Source organism: Amycolatopsis australiensis (assembly GCF_900119165.1).
Classification (GTDB): Bacteria; Actinomycetota; Actinomycetes; order Mycobacteriales; family Pseudonocardiaceae; genus Amycolatopsis; species Amycolatopsis australiensis.
Map to the genome: position 1 here is coordinate 7,016,754 of NZ_FPJG01000006.1, position 17,442 is coordinate 7,034,195.

Genomic DNA, 17,442 nt, shown 5'->3' on the forward strand with positions numbered 1-17,442 from the left:
GAAGCTGAGCGAAAGGCAGCGCGAACCCACTGCGCTGACACTCATCGTACGCGGCAGCCGCCGGGCGGCACAATCAGGGTCCCCCGGCGATCGCTAAGGTCCTCGCGGAAGCAAACCCCCCAGGGACCGGAGACACCATCATGCCACCGGAGGAGCCGCCCGCGCCGGGGCGGCACGACGCGGCCGAGCACCGCCTGGGCACCTCGGCCGTCGCCTACCGCGAGGTCGGCGGGGCGGAGGCCGCGGCGGCGAACCTCGCCTGGTGGGACGCCGACGCCGACGACTACCAGGCCGAACACGGCGGGTTCCTCGGCGACGCGGACTTCGTCTGGTGCCCGGAGGGCGTGCGGGAGGCCGACGCGCGGCTGCTCGGCGACGTCCGCGGCAAGCGCGTGCTCGAGGTCGGCTGCGGGCAGGCCGCCTGCTCGCGCTGGCTCGCGAGCCAGGGCGCGCACGCCGTGGCGACCGACCTGTCCGCCGGCATGCTGCGGCACGCCCGCGCGGGCAACGCGCGCACCGGCCTCGCCGTGCCGCTCGTGCAGGCCAACGCCGAGTACCTGCCGCTGGCCTCCGGCAGCTTCGACGCGGCCTGCTCCGCGTTCGGCGCCATCCCGTTCGTGGCCTCGGTGGACGCGGTCTTCGCCGAGGTGCACCGGGTGCTGCGGCCGGGCGCGCCGTGGGTGTTCTCCGTGACTCACCCGATGCGGTGGATCTTCCCCGACGACCCCGGCCCGCAGGGTCTGACCGTCACCCAGCCGTACTTCGATCGCACGCCCTACGTCGAGGTCGACGACGAAGGCACCGCCACCTACGTCGAGTACCACCACACGCTCGGCGACTACGTGCGCGCGCTGGCCGCGGCCGGGTTCGCCCTCACCGACCTGGTCGAGCCCGAGTGGCCGGACGGGCACACGCGGGTCTGGGGCCAGTGGAGCCCGCTGCGCGGCCGGCTGTTCCCCGGCACGGCGATCTTCCGCACGCACCGCTCGTGAACCCCCTGGAGGCCGAGCAGAACGCGCGGTTCGCCGCGCTCGACCCGCTGCTGCCGCCGATCGCGCCGCCGCCGTCGGCGAGCGAGCCGCTGGTGGTGACCGCCGGCGGGCGCCGGGCGGGCGGGCTGCTCACGCATGTCGTGCACGCGCCGGGGTCGTGGCCGGCGCTGTGGGGTCCCCTGGAGGTCTGGGACCTGACCGCGGTGCCGGGCGACAGCGGCGCGGCGGGCCTCGCCGCGCTGCTCGGCGCGTGGCGCGACCGGATGCGCGGGACGCGGCCGCAGCCGGACTCGGGCTGCACGCTGGCGTGGCCGAGCCGCGACGCCGAGGCGTCGGCGGTCCTGCTCGCGCACGGCTTCGCGCCGATGACCTGCCTCGCGGTGCGGGCACCGGAACCGCCCGGGGACGCGGGGCCGTCGCGCGTGACGGTCCGGCGCGCCGGCGAGCGCGACGCCGAAGCCCTCACCGAGCTGCGGCTGGCCGAGTGGCGCTACACGTCGCTGGTCGGCACCGCCGTGCCGCGGCCGGGCGCGCGGGCGCTGCTGCGCGCCGAGGTCGCCCGGAACCTGAAGTTCAGCGGGCGGGTGTGGCTCGCCGAGGACGACGGCGTCCCGGCCGGGCTGGCGACCTGCGCGCTCGCCTCGCCCGCGCCGGGCGACAGCCTGCACGGCCGGTTGCCGCCGGGGCGGTGGGGTTACGTCGACACGCTGTCGGTCGCGCCCGCCGCGCGCGGCGGCGGGGTGGGCCGCGCGCTCATGGCGGTGGCGCACGACGACCTGCTCGAGCCGGGCGTGCGCGGTACGTTCCTCTACTACCACCCGGCGAACCCGCTCTCGCCGGTGTTCTGGCACCGGCAGGGCTATCGTCCACTGTGGACGATGTGGATCCGGCGACCCGCCTGGTCCTGACCCGACGCACCGAGGGGACCCATGGACATCGCCGAGCCGCTGCTGGCCGCCCACCGCGCGCGCTTCGCGGCCGTCGACGCGCTGCTGCCGCCCGCCGCGCCGCCCGCCGAGGGACGGCGGCTGGACGCCGCGACCGCGGACGGCACCCGGGTCACCGGCGTGCTCCAGCGGCACCGGCTGGGTCCCGGCGACGTCCCGATGCTGTGGTCGGCCGCCGACGTCTGGCAGCTGTTCCCGTACATCGGCGACACCGGCACCGAGGGCGCCGACCTGCTGCTGCGCCGGCTCAAGGACGTGCTGGCCGAGGAGGCGGCGGGCGACGATTCCGCGTGCCTGGTCGTGTGGCCCAGCCGGGACGCCGAGGCGATCCGCGCCTTCCTCGACCACGGCCTGGTCCCGCTGGGCGCGCTGGGCGTGCGCACCGCCGCGCCGGCCGAGGCGGACCCCGGCGTGACCGTCCGCCGCGCCGGGCCCGCCGACTTCGCCGCGGCGCTGGAGCTGGCCACCGCGACGTTCGACTACACCGGGCTGGTCGCGGCGGCCCGCCGGGTGAACACCGCCGAGCTGCTCGCGCCGTCGCTGCGGGATGCGCTGGCCGAGGAGGAGCCCGCGGTCTGGCTGGCCGAGGAGGACGGCGAGCTGCGCGCCCTGGCGCACTGCGCGTGGGTCGACGCGACGGAGACCAACGCGGCGGGCGAGCTGCTGCCCGCCGGGCGCTGGGGTTACGTGAACAACGTCGTGACCGCGGCCGGACGCCGTGGCGGTGGCCTCGGCCGGGCACTGATGGCCCGGGTGCACCGGGAGCTGCACGCCGGCGGCGCCACCCGCACCTACCTCTACTACAACCCGACGAACCCGCTGTCGTCGGTGTTCTGGCACCGCCAGGGCTACCGCCCGCTGTGGACGAGCTGGGAGGTGCGCCCGGCGTCGGCGCTGCGGTGAACACCCGCGGGTGGGGTAACCCAGGGGTGTGACGTGCGTCCGTTGATCTTGCTGTGGCAGGCCACGAGGTCTAACTTTTGAACTGACCGGTCAGTTCAAAAGTGCTGGAGTCCACCGTGCAGGTCCGAGCCGATCGGGTGTCCCTCGAAGGGCACCACGGCACCTTGTTACCGCCCACCTCGCTGACCGTCGGCGAGGGCGACCTGGTGATCGTGCACGGCGAACCCGGCGTCGGCATCACGGCGTTCGGCCTGGCGCTGGGCGGCCGGCTGAAGCCGACGACCGGCACCGTCCACGCCGAAGGCGTGGACGCCGGGCTGGCCGAGCTCGTCGCCGTCGTCGACGCGCCCGGCGTCAGCGAGCCCGACGACGCTCTTCCCCTGCGCGTGGTCGCCGGCGAGGAGCTGGCGCTGGCCCACCGCCCCGCGGGCAAGGAGGACGTCGCCCGCTGGCTCGCCGAGCACGACGCCGCGCCCTTCGCGGGCACGCGGTTCGAGAACCTCACCCCGGTCCTGCGCACCCGGCTGCTCACCGAGCTGGCCGCGGAGCGGAAGGGCGTGCGCATGCTGGTGCTGGACACGCCCGACCGGCACACCAGCGACGTCGGCAGCTGGGCCGGGCTGGCGCGCGAGCTGGCCGGACGCGGCCTGGCCGTCGTCGTCCTGACCGCGACGACCCCGCTGTCCGCCCTCCCCTGCACCCCGGCGCGCATCGGCGCCGCCGACCAGCCCGAGCCGGCGCACCTCGCCCCCGAGCCCACCGAAGAGCTCCCCGGAGCACTGACGGAGTCTGACGAATGAACGCCTTCCGGATCGCGCGCAACGAGCTGCGCCGCCTGTCCACCGGCACGATGCCGAAGCTCGCGCTGGTGGCGCTCGTGCTCGTGCCGCTGCTCTACGCGTCCTTCTACCTCTACGCGAACTACGACCCGTACGGCAGGCTCGACAAGCTGCCCGCCGCCGTCTTCACCAGCGACACCGGTGCGAAGGACTCCAGCGGCCAGCAGCGCAACGTCGGCCGCGAAGTCACCGACGAGCTGGTCAAGTCCGGCACGTTCCAATGGCACGAGGTGTCGGAGCAGGAGGCGCGCGACGGCGTCCGGAGCGACAAGTACTCCTTCGCGATCGGCATCCCGAGCGGGTTCTCGCAGGCGCTGCTGTCGGTCGGCAACTTCCAGCCGCAGCAGGCGACGATCACGCTGACCACCAACGACGCGAACAACTACCTCTCCGGCACCATCGCGAAGCAGGTGGCCGAGCAGGTCCGCAAGACGATCGCGGAGAAGGTCGGCAGCGAGGCCGCGGACCGGTTCCTGGTCGGGTTCTCCACCATCTACGGCAAGATCCAGGAGGCCTCGACCGGGGCGTCGCAGCTCGCCGACGGCGCTTCGCAGCTGAAGTCCGGGCAACAGCAGCTGGCCGACGGCGCCGCCAAGCTCGCGGACGGCTCGTCCACGCTGGCGACCGGTTTGAGCACGCTCAAGACCGCCACCGCCGCGTTGCCGGGGCAGACGCAACAGCTCGCCAGCGGCGCTTCGCAAGTGGCCGCCGGGGACCAGAAGGTCGCGGACGCGGCGTCGCTGGCCGCGACGGCGTCGTCCGACATCCAGGGCAGGCTGGACTCCTACCGCAGCCAGCTGGTGACCGACCTGCGCGACGCCGGCGTGCCGGAGACCCAGGTCCAGGCGATCGTCGCCCGCGCCGACCAGCTGCGCTCCCCCGTCGACCAGGCGAACGGCAAGATCCAGCAGGCCAACGGCGACCTCGCGAAGCTCGCCGACGGCGCCCGGCAGGTCTCCGACGGCGCGCAGAAGCTGGCCGCGGCGTCGCCGCAGCTGGCGAGCGGCATCGCGCAGGCGTCGGACGGCGCGAACCAGCTGCGGGACGGCGCTTCACGGCTCAGTGACGGCGAGAAGACCGCCGTGACCGGCACGAACCAGCTCGCGGACGGCGCGGCGAAGCTGCGCGACGGGCTTTCGGCCGGGCTCAAGGAAATCCCGAACCCGGATGACCCGACCCGCAACGCGACGGCCAACACCATCGCCGACCCCGTCGCGGTCAACGCCAACGGCGAGGCGTCGGCGGGCACGTACGGCGCCGGCCTCGCGCCGTTCTTCATCTCGCTGGCCACCTGGATCGGCGCGTTCGTGCTGTTCCTGATCCTGCGGCCGCTCTCGACGCGCGCGCTGACCGCGGGCGCGGCGCCGTTCCGCGTCGCCGTCGGCGGGTGGCTGTCGTCGGCGCTGCTGGGCATCGCGCAGGTGATCGTCCTGTTCGGCGCGGTGACGTGGCTGGTCGGCATCCACATCGCGCACCCGCTGGGCGCGATCGGGTTCGCCGTGCTGGTGTCGCTGACGTTCACGTCCGTGGTGCACGCGCTCAACGCGTTCTTCGGCGCGGTCGGCAAGTTCCTCGGGCTCGTGCTGCTGGTGCTGCAGCTGGTGAGCGCCGGCGGGACGTTCCCGTGGCAGACGATCCCGGACGCGCTGTACCCGCTGCACGTGGTGCTGCCGATGGGCTACGCGATCGACGGCTTCCGCCACCTGTTCTACAGCGGTGCGACGGTGCAGATCCTCGGCGACATCGGCGTGCTGCTGGCCTACCTGGTGGGCGGGATCCTGGTGTCGACGCTGGCCGCGCGCAAACGTCGCGTTTGGACGGTGTCCGCGCTCAAGCCCGAGCTGAGCCTGTGAGCGGCGGGACCAAGCAGAAGCTCTTCGAGGCCACCCTGCGCCTGGCGAAGAGCCGCGGCTTGGTGGGGCTGACGGTCGACGACATCGCCGCCGAGGCCGGTGTCGCCAAGGGGACGGTGTACTACAACTTCGGCTCGAAGGACGGGCTGGTCGACGGGCTGCTGCGGTACGGCGTCGACATGCTGGCCGGGCGGCTGCGGTCCGCGGTTTCGGCGGCGGACCCGCTGGACGTGATCGAGGCGCAGGTCGACACGACGCTGGAGTTCATCGCCCGGTACCCGGGGTTTTCGCAGATCCTGGTGAGCGAGCTGTGGCGCACCCCCGGCCAGTGGCACGGGACGCTGTCGTTGCTGCGCGAGGAGATCATCTCGATCGTGAAGGAGCAGCTGTCCCGGCTGGAGTCGGCGGGACGGCTGCCGGAGGGCGTGCAGATCCCGACGGCGGCGGCGGGGTTGTTCGGCACGATGCTGGTGGTGGCCCTGGACTGGCAGGTGTTCGGACCGCACCGGACGCGGGCCGAGGTCCGGGAAGCGGTGATGGTGCTGATCCGCGGCCTCGGGCGCCGGTAGCCGGAGGTCTCCGGCGCTCAGGCGCGGTCTTCGAGGCGGGCGCGGACCGCGGCCGCGTACGTGTCCACCGCCGTTGCCGCCGCGGTCAGCTCGCAGGGGCCGTCGATCAGCAGCCGCTTCGCCGGGACGTACACCTGCTCCAGCTCCGGGTCGCCGTCCAGGCCGTGCTCGCGGGCCAGTTCGTTGTCGGCCGCCAGGCGGGCTCGCAGCTCCTCGCGGCGGGCCAGCAGGCCGTCGAGGACCGCCCGCTGGCGGCGGCCGTCCTCGACCGCCGGGGCCACCGCGTGCTCGTGGCTGTCTATGTGCCGCTCCACCCACTCCGCGTCGCCGTCCACCTCGGCCGAACGCAGCTGCTTCAGCGCCGCGCGCAGCCGCTGGGCCCGGGCCGGCAGCATCGCGACGCCCGTGAACCGCGTCGCCACGCGCAGCTGGTACGCCTCGATCTCCGCCAGCTCGTCCACCGACCGGGTCAGCACGTCGAGCCGGCCGGCGAGGTCGTCCGGCGCCGGGCGGGTGCCCGTCGTGCTCGCCCGCACCGCCGCCACCCCGGGTGACGACTCTTCGCGGAAGCCCAGCAGCAGGCGGATGCCGAGCTCGGCCGCGCGGCCGGCCAGCGGCGCGAGCACCTCGCCGACGAGCCGGTCCGGCTCGGCCGAGTCGTCGATCGCGTCCACGACCAGGGTGCGGCCCGCGACGCCGGTCGTGAGCCGGTCGGCGATGCGGTGGCGGACCGCGTCCGCGGTGCGGCCCGTCGCGTCGACCGCGAGGTCGACGCTGCCCGCCGGGGGCATTTCGCCCAGCGCGGGCGGCAATCCCGGCACACCCAGCGAACGTTCGCGGTCGGCCAGGACGATCCCGAACCGCAGCGCCGCGGCGACCGGCGAACCGGCCTCGCCCGTGTCGACCACCCAGACGGTGCCGGGCTCGGCCCCGGCGAACCAGTCCGCCACGCGCTGCACGAACGAGACGTCGACCGCTTCGCCCACCGGGCGCGAAAAACTCGCGTCGACGGCCGGGCTGCCCGAGGTCCAGATGCTCAGCTGCGGCAGGTGCCCGAGCATCGTCTCGACCGGGATCATCCAGGTGCCGGTGTCCTTGCCGACGACCACGCCGACGACGTGCCCGGTCGCCTCGTCGAGCACGGCCGTGCCGCCGAAACCGGGGCCGAGCGGTTCGGCTTCGCTGGTGCGGAACAGGCGGACCCATTCGCCGCCCGGCCCGCCGGGGCGCTCGGGGCCGCCGAGGCGGGCGTGGGTCCAGCGGCCGACCGAGCCCGGCGGGAACCCGAACGCGCGGACGAGCTGGTGCTCCCCCAGCGGCATCCGGTGCAGCGGGGCGTGGAAGACGCGGGACTCGGGACGTTCCAGGCGCAGCACGGCGAGATCGCCGCGGCCGCCGCCGTCGGAGGGCACCCAGCAGCCTTCGACGACGGTCGCCGTGCCGGGCAGCGCCTCGGCCAGGCCGACGAAATCGACGCTCAGCGGCGACCGCGGCCCCCCGGCGGTCTCGACGACGTGCGCGCTCGTCAGGACGTGGTGCTCGTCGAGAACCGTGCCCGCACCGCACACCCGGCCGAGTTCGTCGTGCAACCGGACCCGCCAGCGTCGTCGCTCACGCTCGAACCCCATTCGGCGGACCCTACGCCGTGATCGTCACACCGTGGGCGTCGACCTCCCTACCCAGCGGTAATGGCTCACCCGAACGGAGTCCTTCGTTCGTCGCAATGCCGAAAGGGATTGTGCAGCGGTGAGTGTTCACACGCGGCCGAACACCCAGCTGCCCGGTGCCGCCGGGTCGTCGCCCGCCCAGAACTCGAACCAGTGCCCGGTGAACTCGTCGCGCGACAGCTTGCCGTCGCCGTCGAGATCGAGGTGCGCGAAGACGTCTTCGGACGGCGCCCGCCCGCCACTCCAGGCTTCGATCATCCGCCGGTACTCCTCGGCGGAGATGACGCCGTCGCCGTTTTCGTCGACCGCCTCGAACATCGCGGCGGCCGTGCCGGTGACGGCGCCCGGCATGGCCGGGAGCTCGTCGACGACCCGCAGCACCTGTTCGAGCGTCACCCGGCCGCCGTGGCCGGCGGCGTCGTCGAGCGTGCCCCACCAGCCCATCATGATCGCGGCGAGGTGCTGCCCTTCGGGGGTGTTGCCGTCCGTGCCGCGCACGTCGAGCCATCTTCGGGTCAGCGCCCGGAAATCGGACTCGGTGAGCACGCCGTCGCCGTCGGCGTCCATGGCGTCGAAGACGCCGGAGATCTTGCGTCGCTGGAAGTCACTGGCCATGGACCCAGCATCGCCGCGGCGACCCGCATCGGACGACGGCCGCCCGAGTACTTCCGCGCCACGACCCGGTGATCCGGGCCGTGGCGCTCAGTAGGCACCGCTCAGTGCGCGGCTTCGTTCCAGGACCGGCCGTAGCCGACCGAGACCTCCAGCGGCACCGCCAGCTCGTAGGCCGACCCCATGCCGTGGCGCACCAGCTGCTCCAGCTCTTCGCGCTCGCCCTCGGCGACCTCGAGCACGAGCTCGTCGTGCACCTGCAGCAGGATCCGGCTCTTCAGCTTCGCCTCGACCAGCGCGCGGTGGACGTTCAGCATCGCGACCTTGATGATGTCGGCCGCGCTCCCCTGGATCGGCGCGTTGAGCGCCATCCGCTCGGCCATCTCGCGGCGCTGGCGGTTGTCGCTGTTGAGGTCCGGCAGGTAGCGGCGGCGGCCGAAGATCGTCTCCGTGTAGCCGCACTTGGCCGCTTCGCCGACCACCGAGTGCAGGTAGTCGCGGACGCCGCCGAAGCGGGCGAAGTACGCCTCCATCTGCGACTTGGCTTCCTCGGTGGAAATCCGCAGCTGCTGCGAAAGCCCGTACGCCGACAACCCGTACGCGAGGCCATACGACATCGCCTTGACGCGGTAGCGCAGCTCCGGCGTGATCTCCTCCGGCGGCATCGAGAACGCCCGCGAAGCGACGAACGTGTGCAGGTCCTCGCCGGAGTTGAACGCCTCGATGAGGCCCGCGTCCTTCGACAGGTGTGCCATGATCCGCATTTCGATCTGGCTGTAGTCCGCGGTCATCAGCTCGGCGTAGCCCTCGCCGACCACGAACGCGTCGCGGATGCGGCGGCCTTCTTCGGTGCGGACCGGGATGTTCTGCAGGTTCGGCTCGGTCGAGGACAGCCGCCCGGTGGCCGCGATCGTCTGCAGCAGCGTGGTGTGGATGCGCCCGTCGTCGGCGACCGACTTGATCAGGCCCTCGACCGTCGTGCGCAGCTTCGTCGCGTCCCGGTGCTCCAGCATGTGCTGCAGGAACGGGTGCTCGGTCTTCTCGAACAGGCCCTGCAGCGCCTCGGCGTCGGTGGTGTAGCCGGTCTTGGTGCGCTTGGTCTTCGGCATGCCGAGCTCGTCGAACAGCACGACCTGCAGCTGCTTCGGCGAGCCGAGGTTGATCTGCTTGCCGATCACCGCGTACGCCTCTTCGGCGGCCTGCGTGACCCGCGACAGGTAGTGCGCCTCCAGCGACGTCAGCTGCTCGAGGTCGACGGCGACGCCGGCGATCTCGACCTCGGTGATGACCTCCAGCAGCGGCAGCTCCAGCTCGGCGAGCAGCTTCGCGCCGCCGATCTGTTCCAGCTCCTTCTCGAGCGCGCCGGCCAGCTCGAAGATCGCGCGGGCCTTGACCAGCTCGTCCTGGATCTCCTTCTGCTCCAGGCCTTCCGCGCCGCCGTCGAGCAGGGACAGCTGCCCGTCGCCGCCGTCGGTCTCCGAGCGCAGCTCGCGGTGCAGGTAGCGCAGCGCGAGGTCGTCCAGCTCGAACGTGCGCTGGCCCGGGCGCACCAGGTACGCCGCCAGCGCGGTGTCCATCGCCAGCCCGGCGAGGTGCCAGCCGCGGGCGCGGATCGCGTGCAGCGGGACCTTGAGGTCGTGGCCGGTCTTGCGGATCTCCGGGTCGGCGAACCAGGCCGCGAGCGCGGCGTCGTCGGCCTGGTCCATCGCCGTGACGTCGACGTACGCGCCTTCGCCGTCCGCCGTCGCGAAGGCGACCGCCCGCAGGTCGGACCGGACCGACGTGCCCACCGTCCGGAAGGCCAGCGCCACCGGCTCACCCGCGCCCGCGTGCGCCGCCAGCCACGCCGCGAGCGCGCCGGGCGCGAGGGCGGAACCGGAGACCTCGAAGCCTTCGTCGGCTTCCGGCTCGGCGCTCTGCAGCGTCGCGAACAGCCTGTCCCGCAGCACGCGGAACTCCAGCTCGTCGAACAGCGCGTGCACCGCCTCGCGGTCCCACGGGCGCAGCTCCAGCCCGGCCGGGGCGACGTCCAGCTCGACGTCCCGGATCAGCTCGGTCAGCTGGCGGTTCAGCGTCACCGAGCTCAGGTGCGCCCGCAGCGCGTCCCCGACCTTGCCCTTCACCTCGTCGACCCGGTCGATCAGGTCGTCGAGCGAGCCGAACTGCCGGATCCACTTGGCCGCGGTCTTCTCGCCGACCCCGGGGATGCTCGGCAGGTTGTCCGACGGGTCGCCGCGCAGTGCCGCGAAGTCCGGGTACTGCTGCGGGGTGAGCCCGTACTTCTCCTCGACCGCCTCCGGCGTGAACCGGGTCATCTCCGAGACGCCGCGCTTCGGGTACAGCACGGTGACCTGGTCGTTGACCAGCTGCAGCGCGTCGCGGTCACCGGTACAGATCAGGACGTCGAAGCCGTCGGCCGTCGCCTGCGTCGTGAGCGTGGCGATGATGTCGTCGGCCTCGAAGTTCTCCTTCGTCAGCGACGGGATGGCCAGCACGTCGAGGACCTCCTTGACCAGGTCGACCTGGCCGCGGAACTCGTCCGGCGTCGTGCTGCGGTTGGCCTTGTAGTCGGCGTAGGTCTCCGACCGGAACGTCTTGCGCGAGAGGTCGAACGCCACCGCCAGGTGGGTCGGCGCCTCGTCGCGCAGGAGGTTGATGAGCATCGAGGTGAAGCCGAAGACCGCGTTCGTGACCTGACCGGTCTTCGTCTTGAAGTTCTCCGCGGGCAGCGCGAAGAAGGCGCGGTAGGCCATCGAATGGCCGTCGATCAGCAGCAGCTTCGGCCGCTCGGCCAGGCTGGTGTTTCCTGTGGCGTTGGCAACGGTCGTCTTCTCACTCGGGCTCACGGGGCCGAGTCTAGGCTGAGGGTCCGACACTCTTACGTGTCGCATAGGAACAGGAGCTTTGCGTGACGGACAGTGCCGCCCCCATCGACGTGGAGCGGCTGTCGGGCATCGACCCGGCGGCGGCGGACCAGCAGCTGAACGACAAGGTCGGGATGAAGCTGCTCGAAGCGACGGCCGAGCGTGTCGTCGGCACGATCCCGGTCGAGGGCAACCTCCAGCCGTACGGCCTGCTGCACGGCGGGGCCAACGCCGTGCTGGCCGAAGCACTGGGCTCGACGGTCGCCGCGCTCAACGCGGGCCCGGACCGCGCGGCCATGGGCCTGGAGCTGTCCTGCACGCACCACCGCGCGGTGCGTTCGGGCACCGTCACCGGCGTCGCGACGCCGCTGCACGTCGGGCGCGGCACCATCACCGCGGAGATCGTGCTGACCGACGACGAGGGCAGGCGCACCTGCACCGCCCGGCTCACCTGCGTCGTCCGGGACCGCCCGCCGGGCGCCTGAGCCGGTGGACCTCGACCTCGCCCAGGTCCGGGCGTTCGTCGTGACCGCGCAGGAACGCCACTTCGGGCGGGCCGCCCAGGCGCTGTTCCTCACCCAGCAGGCGCTGTCGAAGCGGATCCGGAAGCTCGAGGACGCCCTCGCGACCCCGCTGTTCCTGCGCACGAACCGCTCGGTCACGCTCACCGCCGACGGTGAGCGCTTCCTCCCGCACGCCCGCGAGCTGGTGCGGGTGGCCGACGCGGCGGTGGCCGCCATGGGCGCCGATGACCGGCCGCTGCGGCTCGACGTCGTCGACTACCGGCTCGCCCCGATGTTCCTGCTCCGCCGGCTCGCCGCGCGGGAGCCGGGCATGAAGATCGACCGGGTCGCCGGCGGCGGGTTCGCCAACGCCGTCGAGCCGCTGCTGTCCGGCGAGCTCGACGCGGCCATCGGCCGGGTCACCGGGTGCGGCCGCCCGCTGCCCGAGGAGCTGGAGCACCGGATCGTCCGGCTCGAACCGCTGGTCGCGCTGCTCGCGCCGGAGCACCCGCTGGCCGGCAACGACGTCCTGCGGCTGGAGGACCTGCGCGCCGAGGGGATCTGGCTGCCGGGGCTGCGCGGGCCGGGCGAATGGCTGTCGTACCTGCACGAGCTGTGCACCCGGTTCGGCGTGCCGATCGACGACTCCGGCGTCAGCTACGACCTGCGGCACACGCTCGAGCAGACGCGGTACGGCACGCAGCGCGTCACCCTCGCCGGAGCCGACATGCAGCTCGCGCCCGATCTGAACCTCACGGTGCTGCCGTTCGAGCCGTCCCCGCTGTTCCCGTGGTCGCTGGTCTGGCGGCGCGGCCGGGCGCACCCGGCGCTGCGGCGGCTCCTGGCCCTGGCGGGGCGCACCAGCCGCGAAGAGAACTGGTGCGCCTACGACCCGGAACACGCCTGGCTGCCGGAAGCCGACGTCAGCCGCGCAGCCGCCGCGCGAACCACTCGGTGAACGCGGCGTCGACGCGGGCCGCGCCCGGCGTCCCCGGCGGGAACTCGTGCGCCATCCCCTCGACCGTCACCAGCTCGGCCCCCAGCTTCGCGCGCAACGCCTCGGCGGGCTCGCGCACGGCGATGTCGTCGTCCGCCCCGGTGACCAGCAGCAGCGGCGCGGTCAGCTCGGCGGCCCGGTCCACGTAGTCGTAGCGCGCGGCGACCGCGTGGGACCGCTCGCTCCACGCGTAGGTCACCCCGAACCGCCGCTCGTTGGCGGCGATCATCGGCGCGAGCTGCACGACCGGGCTGGCCACCGCCCCGGCCGCGATCGCGGCGTCCCCGCGCGCCAGCACCTCCAGCGCCACGAGCGCCCCGGCCGAGCCGCCGAACACGCCGAGCGGCCCGGTCGCGCCCGGCAGCCGGTCGCGCAGTTCGGCCAGCGCGGCCGGGAACTCCCCCGCCGCCTGCTCGGTGACCGGCTCGAACACGTTCAGGACGGCGTCCTCGCTCGCGCGCCGGAAGACCTCGCCGGGACCGCCTTCGGGCAGCCGCGCGCCGGAGAGCGGGAGCCCGAAGTACACGCGCCACGCCTGCAGGCCGGCCATCGGGACGGCCTCGGCCATGGCCCGCTCGCTCGACGGCTCGTCCATCAGGTGCCAGCCCGCGACCAGCGCCGCCGGCGCGTCCCGGTCCGCCGGCGGCAGCGCCACGAACGGCACGCCCGCCGCGACCCCCTCGACCATCTCGCCCATGGTGTCTCTCCTTCGTCTCTCTCGGTTCCTTTTCATCGAACCGCCGCCGGACGGGCCCGGTCCAACAGCCGTTCCGGCGCCGACGACAACCAGTGGTTGTCGACCGGAACGCGAACCGGCCCCGCACGCCGGAGCGCGCGGGGCCGGTTCCGGGGGCTGGAGACGTCAGCCGACGCCCAGGTAGGCCTCCTTGATGCTGGTGTCCGCGAGCAGCTCCTTGCCGGTGCCGGTCTTGGTGATCCGGCCGGTTTCGAGCACGTACGCGCGGTGGGCGCGGGAGAGCGCCTGCTGCGCGTTCTGCTCCACGAGCAGCACCGTGGTGCCCTGCTTGTTGATCTCCGTGATGATCCGGAAGATCTGCTGGATGAACTGCGGGGCCAGGCCCATCGACGGCTCGTCGAGCAGCAGCAGCTTCGGCTTCGCCATCAGCGCGCGCCCGATGGCGAGCATCTGCTGCTCACCCCCGGACATCGTGCCGCCCATCTGCGTCTTGCGCTCCGCCAGCCGCGGGAACAGCTCGAAGACCCGGTCCAGGTCCGCGCCGAGGCTCTTGCGGTCCTTGCGGGCGTAGGCGCCCATGTCGAGGTTCTCCATCACCGTCATGCCGGGGAAGATGCCCCGGCCTTCCGGCGCCTGGGAGATCCCGCGGGCCACCCGGAGGTCACCGCGCAGCTTGGAGATGTCCTCGCCGGCGAAGGTGATCTTGCCGGCGGAGATCGGCCGGATGCCGGAGATGGCCCGCATCGTCGTCGACTTGCCGGCGCCGTTCGCGCCGATGAGCGTGACGATCTCGCCCTCGTTCACCGTGATGGACAGCCCGGAGACCGCCTGGATCCGTCCGTAGTGGACGGACACGTCCGACAGCTCAAGCAACGTCATCGTCAGGCACCCCCAGGTAGGCCGCGATCACCGCGGGGTTCTCGCGGATCTCGGCCGGCAGTCCTTCGGCGATCTTCTTGCCGAACTCCAGCACCACGATCCGGTCGGTCACGCCCATGACGAGCTTCATGTCGTGTTCGATGAGCAGCACCGTGTAGCCGTCGTCCCGGATGGTCCGGATCAGGCCCATGAGCTCTTCCTTCTCCGCCGGGTTGAAGCCCGCCGCGGGCTCGTCCAGGCAGAGCAGCTTCGGCTCGGTCGCCAGCGCCCGCGCGATCTCCAGGCGCCGCTGGTAGCCGTAGGGCAGGTTCTTCGCCCGGTCGGCCGCGCGGTCGGCGATGCCGACGAACTCCAGCAGGGCCATCGCCTTCTCGACGGCGGCCTTCTCCTCGCGGTGGTGCCGCGGGAGGCGCAGCAGCGCGCCGATCATGCTGGTCTTGTGCCGCGCGTCGGTGCCGACGACGACGTTCTCCAGCGCCGTCATCTCGCCGAAGAGCCGGATGTTCTGGAACGTCCTGGCGATGCCCAGCTGCGTGATGCCGTGCCGCGACGTCTTGCCCAGCGGCTTGCCCTCCAGCCGGACCTCGCCGGAGGTCGGGCGGTAGACGCCGGTCATCGCGTTGAAGCACGTCGTCTTGCCCGCGCCGTTGGGGCCGATCAGCCCGAGGATCTCGCCGCGGCGGATGCCGAAGGAGATCTGGTCGAGCGCGACGAGACCGCCGAAGCGCATCGTCACGTTGTCGACCTCGAGCAGGGTCTGCCCCACCTCGACGTCGATGGCGCGGTCCGCCGCGACGACCTCCGCGACCTCCGCCTCGTGCTCGGCCCGCTCCTCGGCCGTCATGTGCTGCAGCTCGGCGACGAGGCCGCCCTCCGCGGCGACCTCCGGACCGCCGTTCTGGGGGTCGGTCATGACTTGCTCCCCGGGGTCGGTTCGGTCTGCAGCGCGCCGTCACTGCTGATCTGCTCGCCCTTGCCCAGCAATCGCTGGTACGCCTGCCTGCCGTAGGTGAGCAACCGTTGCCGGGCACCGAGCAGACCCTGCGGGCGGAAGATCATCAGGACGATCAGCGCGACACCGAAGATCAGGTACTTGTACTGGGCGATCACCAGGAACCGCAGCGGGATGTAGGCCACCACCACCGCGCCGAGGATGACGCCGACCTTGTTGCCCGACCCGCCGAGGATGACCGCGGCCAGGAACAGCATCGACGTCACCACGTCGAACTTCTGGTTGTTCACGAACCCGAGCTGGCCGGCGTAGAGCGCGCCGGACAGGCCGCCGATGGCCGCGCCGCCGACGAACGCCCAGATCTTGAACTTGAACGTCGGCACGCCCATGATCTCGGCGGCGTCCTCGTCGTCCCGGATGGCGACCCAGGCGCGGCCGACGCGGCTGCGTTCCAGGTTCCCGACCAGGAACAGGATCAGGATGATGATCGTGACGCACAGCCAGTACCACGGGATGCCGTTGGTGTTGGTGAACAGCGGCGAGCCGTCGGCGTGGGTGCCCGGCGGATGCCCGACCTGCTGGAACCCGCGGTTGCCGCGCAGCGGGTCGACGTTGTCGGCCAGCAGCCGGACAATCTCGCCGAAGCCCAGCGTCACGATCGCCAGGTAGTCGCCGCGCAGCCGCAGCGTCGGCGTCCCGAGGACCACGCCGAAGATCATCGTCACGGCCATCGCGATCGGCAGCACGACCAGGAACGGCAGCTTCGACAGCGACGAGTCCGGGCTGGTGAACAGCGCGGCGACGTAGGCGCCGACCGCGAAGAACCCGACGTACCCGAGGTCGAGCAGGCCGGCCTGGCCGACCACGACGTTGAGGCCGATGGCGATCAGGGCGTACCGGGCCACCTCGAACATGGCGATCGGGAAGTCGTAGCCCGGTTCGGTGGTCAGGATCGGCGGGTTCAGCACCGGCAGCAGGTACACCAGCGCGACGAGCGGGATCAGCACGCCCCACTGCTGCACGCGGCCGAGGTTGTTCCACCACTCGCCCAGCGGACGGCGCTTCTTCGCCTGGGCCGGGGCAGGGGTCGTCGTGGTCGTCATACCCGTGCCTTTCCGAGCGACTCGCCGAGGATGCCGGTCGGCCGCACCATGAGGATCAGGACCAGGAGCACGAACGCCACGACGTCACGCCACTCGCCGCCGAACAGCGACTGGCCGTAGTTCTCGACCACGCCGAGCAGGAGACCGCCGAGCAGCGCGCCGCGCAGGTTGCCGATGCCGCCGAGCACGGCCGCGGTGAACGCCTTGATGCCGAGGATGAACCCACCCTGGTAGGAGGCGCCCTGCGGGATCTTCATCATGTAGAACAGCGCGGCCGCGCCGGCCAGCAGGCCACCGATGAGGAACGTCAGGGTGATGACGCGTTCCTTGTTGACGCCCATCAGCGTCGCGGTGTCCGGGTCCTGCGCCACGGCGCGGATGCCGCGGCCGAACTTGGTCCGGTTGACGAACATGTCGGCGCCGATCATCAGCAGGATCGACGCGACCACCGTGATGATGGTGATGTTGGTGACGCTGCCGCCGAAGATCTGGAACTGCTCTTCGTTGCGCAGCAGGCGGATCGACTGCTCGGGGTTGCCGCCGCGCCAGATGAACAGGATCTGCTGCAGCACGAACGAGGCGCCGATCGCGGTGATCAGGAAGACCAGCTTGGGCGCGCCGCGTTTGCGCAGCGGGCGGTAGGCCACGCGTTCCAGCAGCACCGCGGTCCCGCCGGAGACGGCCATCGCGGCGATGAGCGCGATCCCGAGGTACAGGATCAGTTCACCGGCCCCGAGCGACGGGGTCGCGCCGGGGCGGAAACCCAGTCCGAAGAACACGAACCAGGTCGCGTAACAGCCGTAGACGAACACCTCGGAGTGCGCGAAGTTGATCAGCTTCAGGACGCCGTACACGAGGGTGTAGCCGAGGGCGACCAGCGCGTAGATGCTCCCGTAGGAGAGCCCTTCGATCGTGTTGTTCCAGAATTGCTGGACAAACGAGTCAACATCGAACTTGATCCATTCGCCGCCCTGCGCGAGGACGAGCGAACTCAGGTCATGGGTTATCGACACACCAGTTCTCCATGTGGGTCCGGGGTGCGCACCCGGCGGGATCGAGCCGCCG

Annotated in this window: 16 protein-coding genes; 8 read left to right on the top strand and 8 right to left on the bottom strand. The window is 72.2% G+C overall.

All coding sequences use genetic code 11. The features are described 5' to 3' along the window. The first annotated feature begins 140 nt into the window (after positions 1 to 140). The 6 genes from BT341_RS34105 to BT341_RS34130 all read left to right on the top strand — a co-directional run bounded on the left by BT341_RS34105 (position 141) and on the right by BT341_RS34130 (position 6,103). Entirely contained in the window at positions 141 to 992 is an 852-nt protein-coding gene (locus BT341_RS34105; RefSeq protein ID WP_072480155.1) for a class I SAM-dependent methyltransferase, read from the top strand. Beyond that, positions 989 to 1,900: a GNAT family N-acetyltransferase gene (locus BT341_RS34110; RefSeq protein ID WP_072480156.1), complete on the top strand. Its 912-nt coding sequence runs from the start codon at positions 989 to 991 to the stop codon at positions 1,898 to 1,900. The genes BT341_RS34105 and BT341_RS34110 overlap by 4 nt, the downstream gene beginning before the upstream one ends. Positions 1,901 to 1,921: 21 nt before the next feature. After that, positions 1,922 to 2,842, top strand: a complete 921-nt coding sequence (locus BT341_RS34115; RefSeq protein ID WP_072480157.1) for a GNAT family N-acetyltransferase — start codon at positions 1,922 to 1,924, stop codon at positions 2,840 to 2,842. A 116-nt stretch (positions 2,843 to 2,958) separates the two neighbouring features. Continuing rightward, positions 2,959 to 3,642: an ATP-binding cassette domain-containing protein gene (locus BT341_RS34120; RefSeq protein WP_072482338.1), complete on the top strand. Its 684-nt coding sequence runs from the start codon at positions 2,959 to 2,961 to the stop codon at positions 3,640 to 3,642. Further along, positions 3,639 to 5,534: a YhgE/Pip domain-containing protein gene (locus BT341_RS34125; protein WP_072480158.1), complete on the top strand. Its 1,896-nt coding sequence runs from the start codon at positions 3,639 to 3,641 to the stop codon at positions 5,532 to 5,534. Before BT341_RS34120 ends, BT341_RS34125 begins: the two co-directional genes overlap by 4 nt. Next, complete coding sequence (locus BT341_RS34130; RefSeq protein ID WP_072480159.1) at positions 5,531 to 6,103, top strand: TetR/AcrR family transcriptional regulator; 573 nt, start codon at positions 5,531 to 5,533, stop codon at positions 6,101 to 6,103. The genes BT341_RS34125 and BT341_RS34130 overlap by 4 nt, the downstream gene beginning before the upstream one ends. A gap of 17 nt (positions 6,104 to 6,120) precedes the next feature. On the opposite strand, the gene BT341_RS34135 is transcribed toward BT341_RS34130, so the two are convergent. The 3 genes from BT341_RS34135 to polA all read right to left on the bottom strand — a co-directional run bounded on the left by BT341_RS34135 (position 6,121) and on the right by polA (position 11,228). Further along, a complete protein-coding gene (locus BT341_RS34135; protein ID WP_072480160.1) occupies positions 6,121 to 7,731 on the bottom strand; it encodes a trypsin-like peptidase domain-containing protein in 1,611 nt (536 codons plus the stop codon). A gap of 126 nt (positions 7,732 to 7,857) precedes the next feature. Continuing rightward, positions 7,858 to 8,385: an EF-hand domain-containing protein gene (locus BT341_RS34140; protein ID WP_072480161.1), complete on the bottom strand. Its 528-nt coding sequence runs from the start codon at positions 8,383 to 8,385 to the stop codon at positions 7,858 to 7,860. 101 nt (positions 8,386 to 8,486) lie between these two features. Further along, a complete protein-coding gene (gene polA / locus BT341_RS34145) occupies positions 8,487 to 11,228 on the bottom strand; it encodes a DNA polymerase I (protein WP_072480162.1) in 2,742 nt (913 codons plus the stop codon). A 62-nt stretch (positions 11,229 to 11,290) separates the two neighbouring features. Here polA and BT341_RS34150 point away from each other — a divergent pair, with 62 nt between their 5' ends. Next, positions 11,291 to 11,731 (top strand): PaaI family thioesterase, encoded by a 441-nt coding sequence (locus tag BT341_RS34150; protein WP_072480163.1) that lies wholly within the window; start codon positions 11,291 to 11,293, stop codon positions 11,729 to 11,731. Positions 11,732 to 11,735: 4 nt separating this feature from the next. Next, complete coding sequence (locus BT341_RS34155; protein ID WP_072480164.1) at positions 11,736 to 12,707, top strand: LysR family transcriptional regulator; 972 nt, start codon at positions 11,736 to 11,738, stop codon at positions 12,705 to 12,707. Here BT341_RS34155 and BT341_RS34160 read toward each other — a convergent pair. The 5 genes from BT341_RS34160 to BT341_RS34180 all read right to left on the bottom strand — a co-directional run bounded on the left by BT341_RS34160 (position 12,673) and on the right by BT341_RS34180 (position 17,390). Then, complete coding sequence (locus BT341_RS34160) at positions 12,673 to 13,443, bottom strand: alpha/beta hydrolase family protein (protein ID WP_072480165.1); 771 nt, start codon at positions 13,441 to 13,443, stop codon at positions 12,673 to 12,675. The two genes, BT341_RS34155 and BT341_RS34160, sit on opposite strands and share 35 nt — an antisense overlap. Positions 13,444 to 13,608: 165 nt before the next feature. After that, positions 13,609 to 14,322, bottom strand: a complete 714-nt coding sequence (locus tag BT341_RS34165; protein WP_072480166.1) for an ABC transporter ATP-binding protein — start codon at positions 14,320 to 14,322, stop codon at positions 13,609 to 13,611. Next, a complete protein-coding gene (locus BT341_RS34170) occupies positions 14,309 to 15,235 on the bottom strand; it encodes an ABC transporter ATP-binding protein (RefSeq protein WP_072480167.1) in 927 nt (308 codons plus the stop codon). Before BT341_RS34170 ends, BT341_RS34165 begins: the two co-directional genes overlap by 14 nt. Then, a complete protein-coding gene (locus tag BT341_RS34175) occupies positions 15,232 to 16,377 on the bottom strand; it encodes a branched-chain amino acid ABC transporter permease (RefSeq protein WP_072480168.1) in 1,146 nt (381 codons plus the stop codon). Before BT341_RS34175 ends, BT341_RS34170 begins: the two co-directional genes overlap by 4 nt. Beyond that, positions 16,374 to 17,390, bottom strand: a complete 1,017-nt coding sequence (locus BT341_RS34180) for a branched-chain amino acid ABC transporter permease (RefSeq protein WP_072480169.1) — start codon at positions 17,388 to 17,390, stop codon at positions 16,374 to 16,376. Before BT341_RS34180 ends, BT341_RS34175 begins: the two co-directional genes overlap by 4 nt. Between the last annotated feature and the right edge of the window lie 52 nt (positions 17,391 to 17,442).

What these genes read in the sequence shown, in the direction of transcription:
- BT341_RS34105 (WP_072480155.1), top strand. Translation starts at nt 141, where the DNA reads ATGCCACCGGAGGAGCCGCCCGCGCCGGGGCGGCACGACGCGGCCGAG.
- BT341_RS34115 (WP_072480157.1), top strand. Translation starts at nt 1,922, where the DNA reads ATGGACATCGCCGAGCCGCTGCTGGCCGCCCACCGCGCGCGCTTCGCG.
- BT341_RS34125 (WP_072480158.1), top strand. Translation starts at nt 3,639, where the DNA reads ATGAACGCCTTCCGGATCGCGCGCAACGAGCTGCGCCGCCTGTCCACC.
- BT341_RS34135 (WP_072480160.1), bottom strand. Translation starts at nt 7,731, where the DNA reads ATGGGGTTCGAGCGTGAGCGACGACGCTGGCGGGTCCGGTTGCACGAC.
- BT341_RS34140 (WP_072480161.1), bottom strand. Translation starts at nt 8,385, where the DNA reads ATGGCCAGTGACTTCCAGCGACGCAAGATCTCCGGCGTCTTCGACGCC.
- BT341_RS34160 (WP_072480165.1), bottom strand. Translation starts at nt 13,443, where the DNA reads ATGGGCGAGATGGTCGAGGGGGTCGCGGCGGGCGTGCCGTTCGTGGCG.
- BT341_RS34165 (WP_072480166.1), bottom strand. Translation starts at nt 14,322, where the DNA reads ATGACGTTGCTTGAGCTGTCGGACGTGTCCGTCCACTACGGACGGATC.
- BT341_RS34170 (WP_072480167.1), bottom strand. Translation starts at nt 15,235, where the DNA reads ATGACCGACCCCCAGAACGGCGGTCCGGAGGTCGCCGCGGAGGGCGGC.
- BT341_RS34175 (WP_072480168.1), bottom strand. Translation starts at nt 16,377, where the DNA reads ATGACGACCACGACGACCCCTGCCCCGGCCCAGGCGAAGAAGCGCCGT.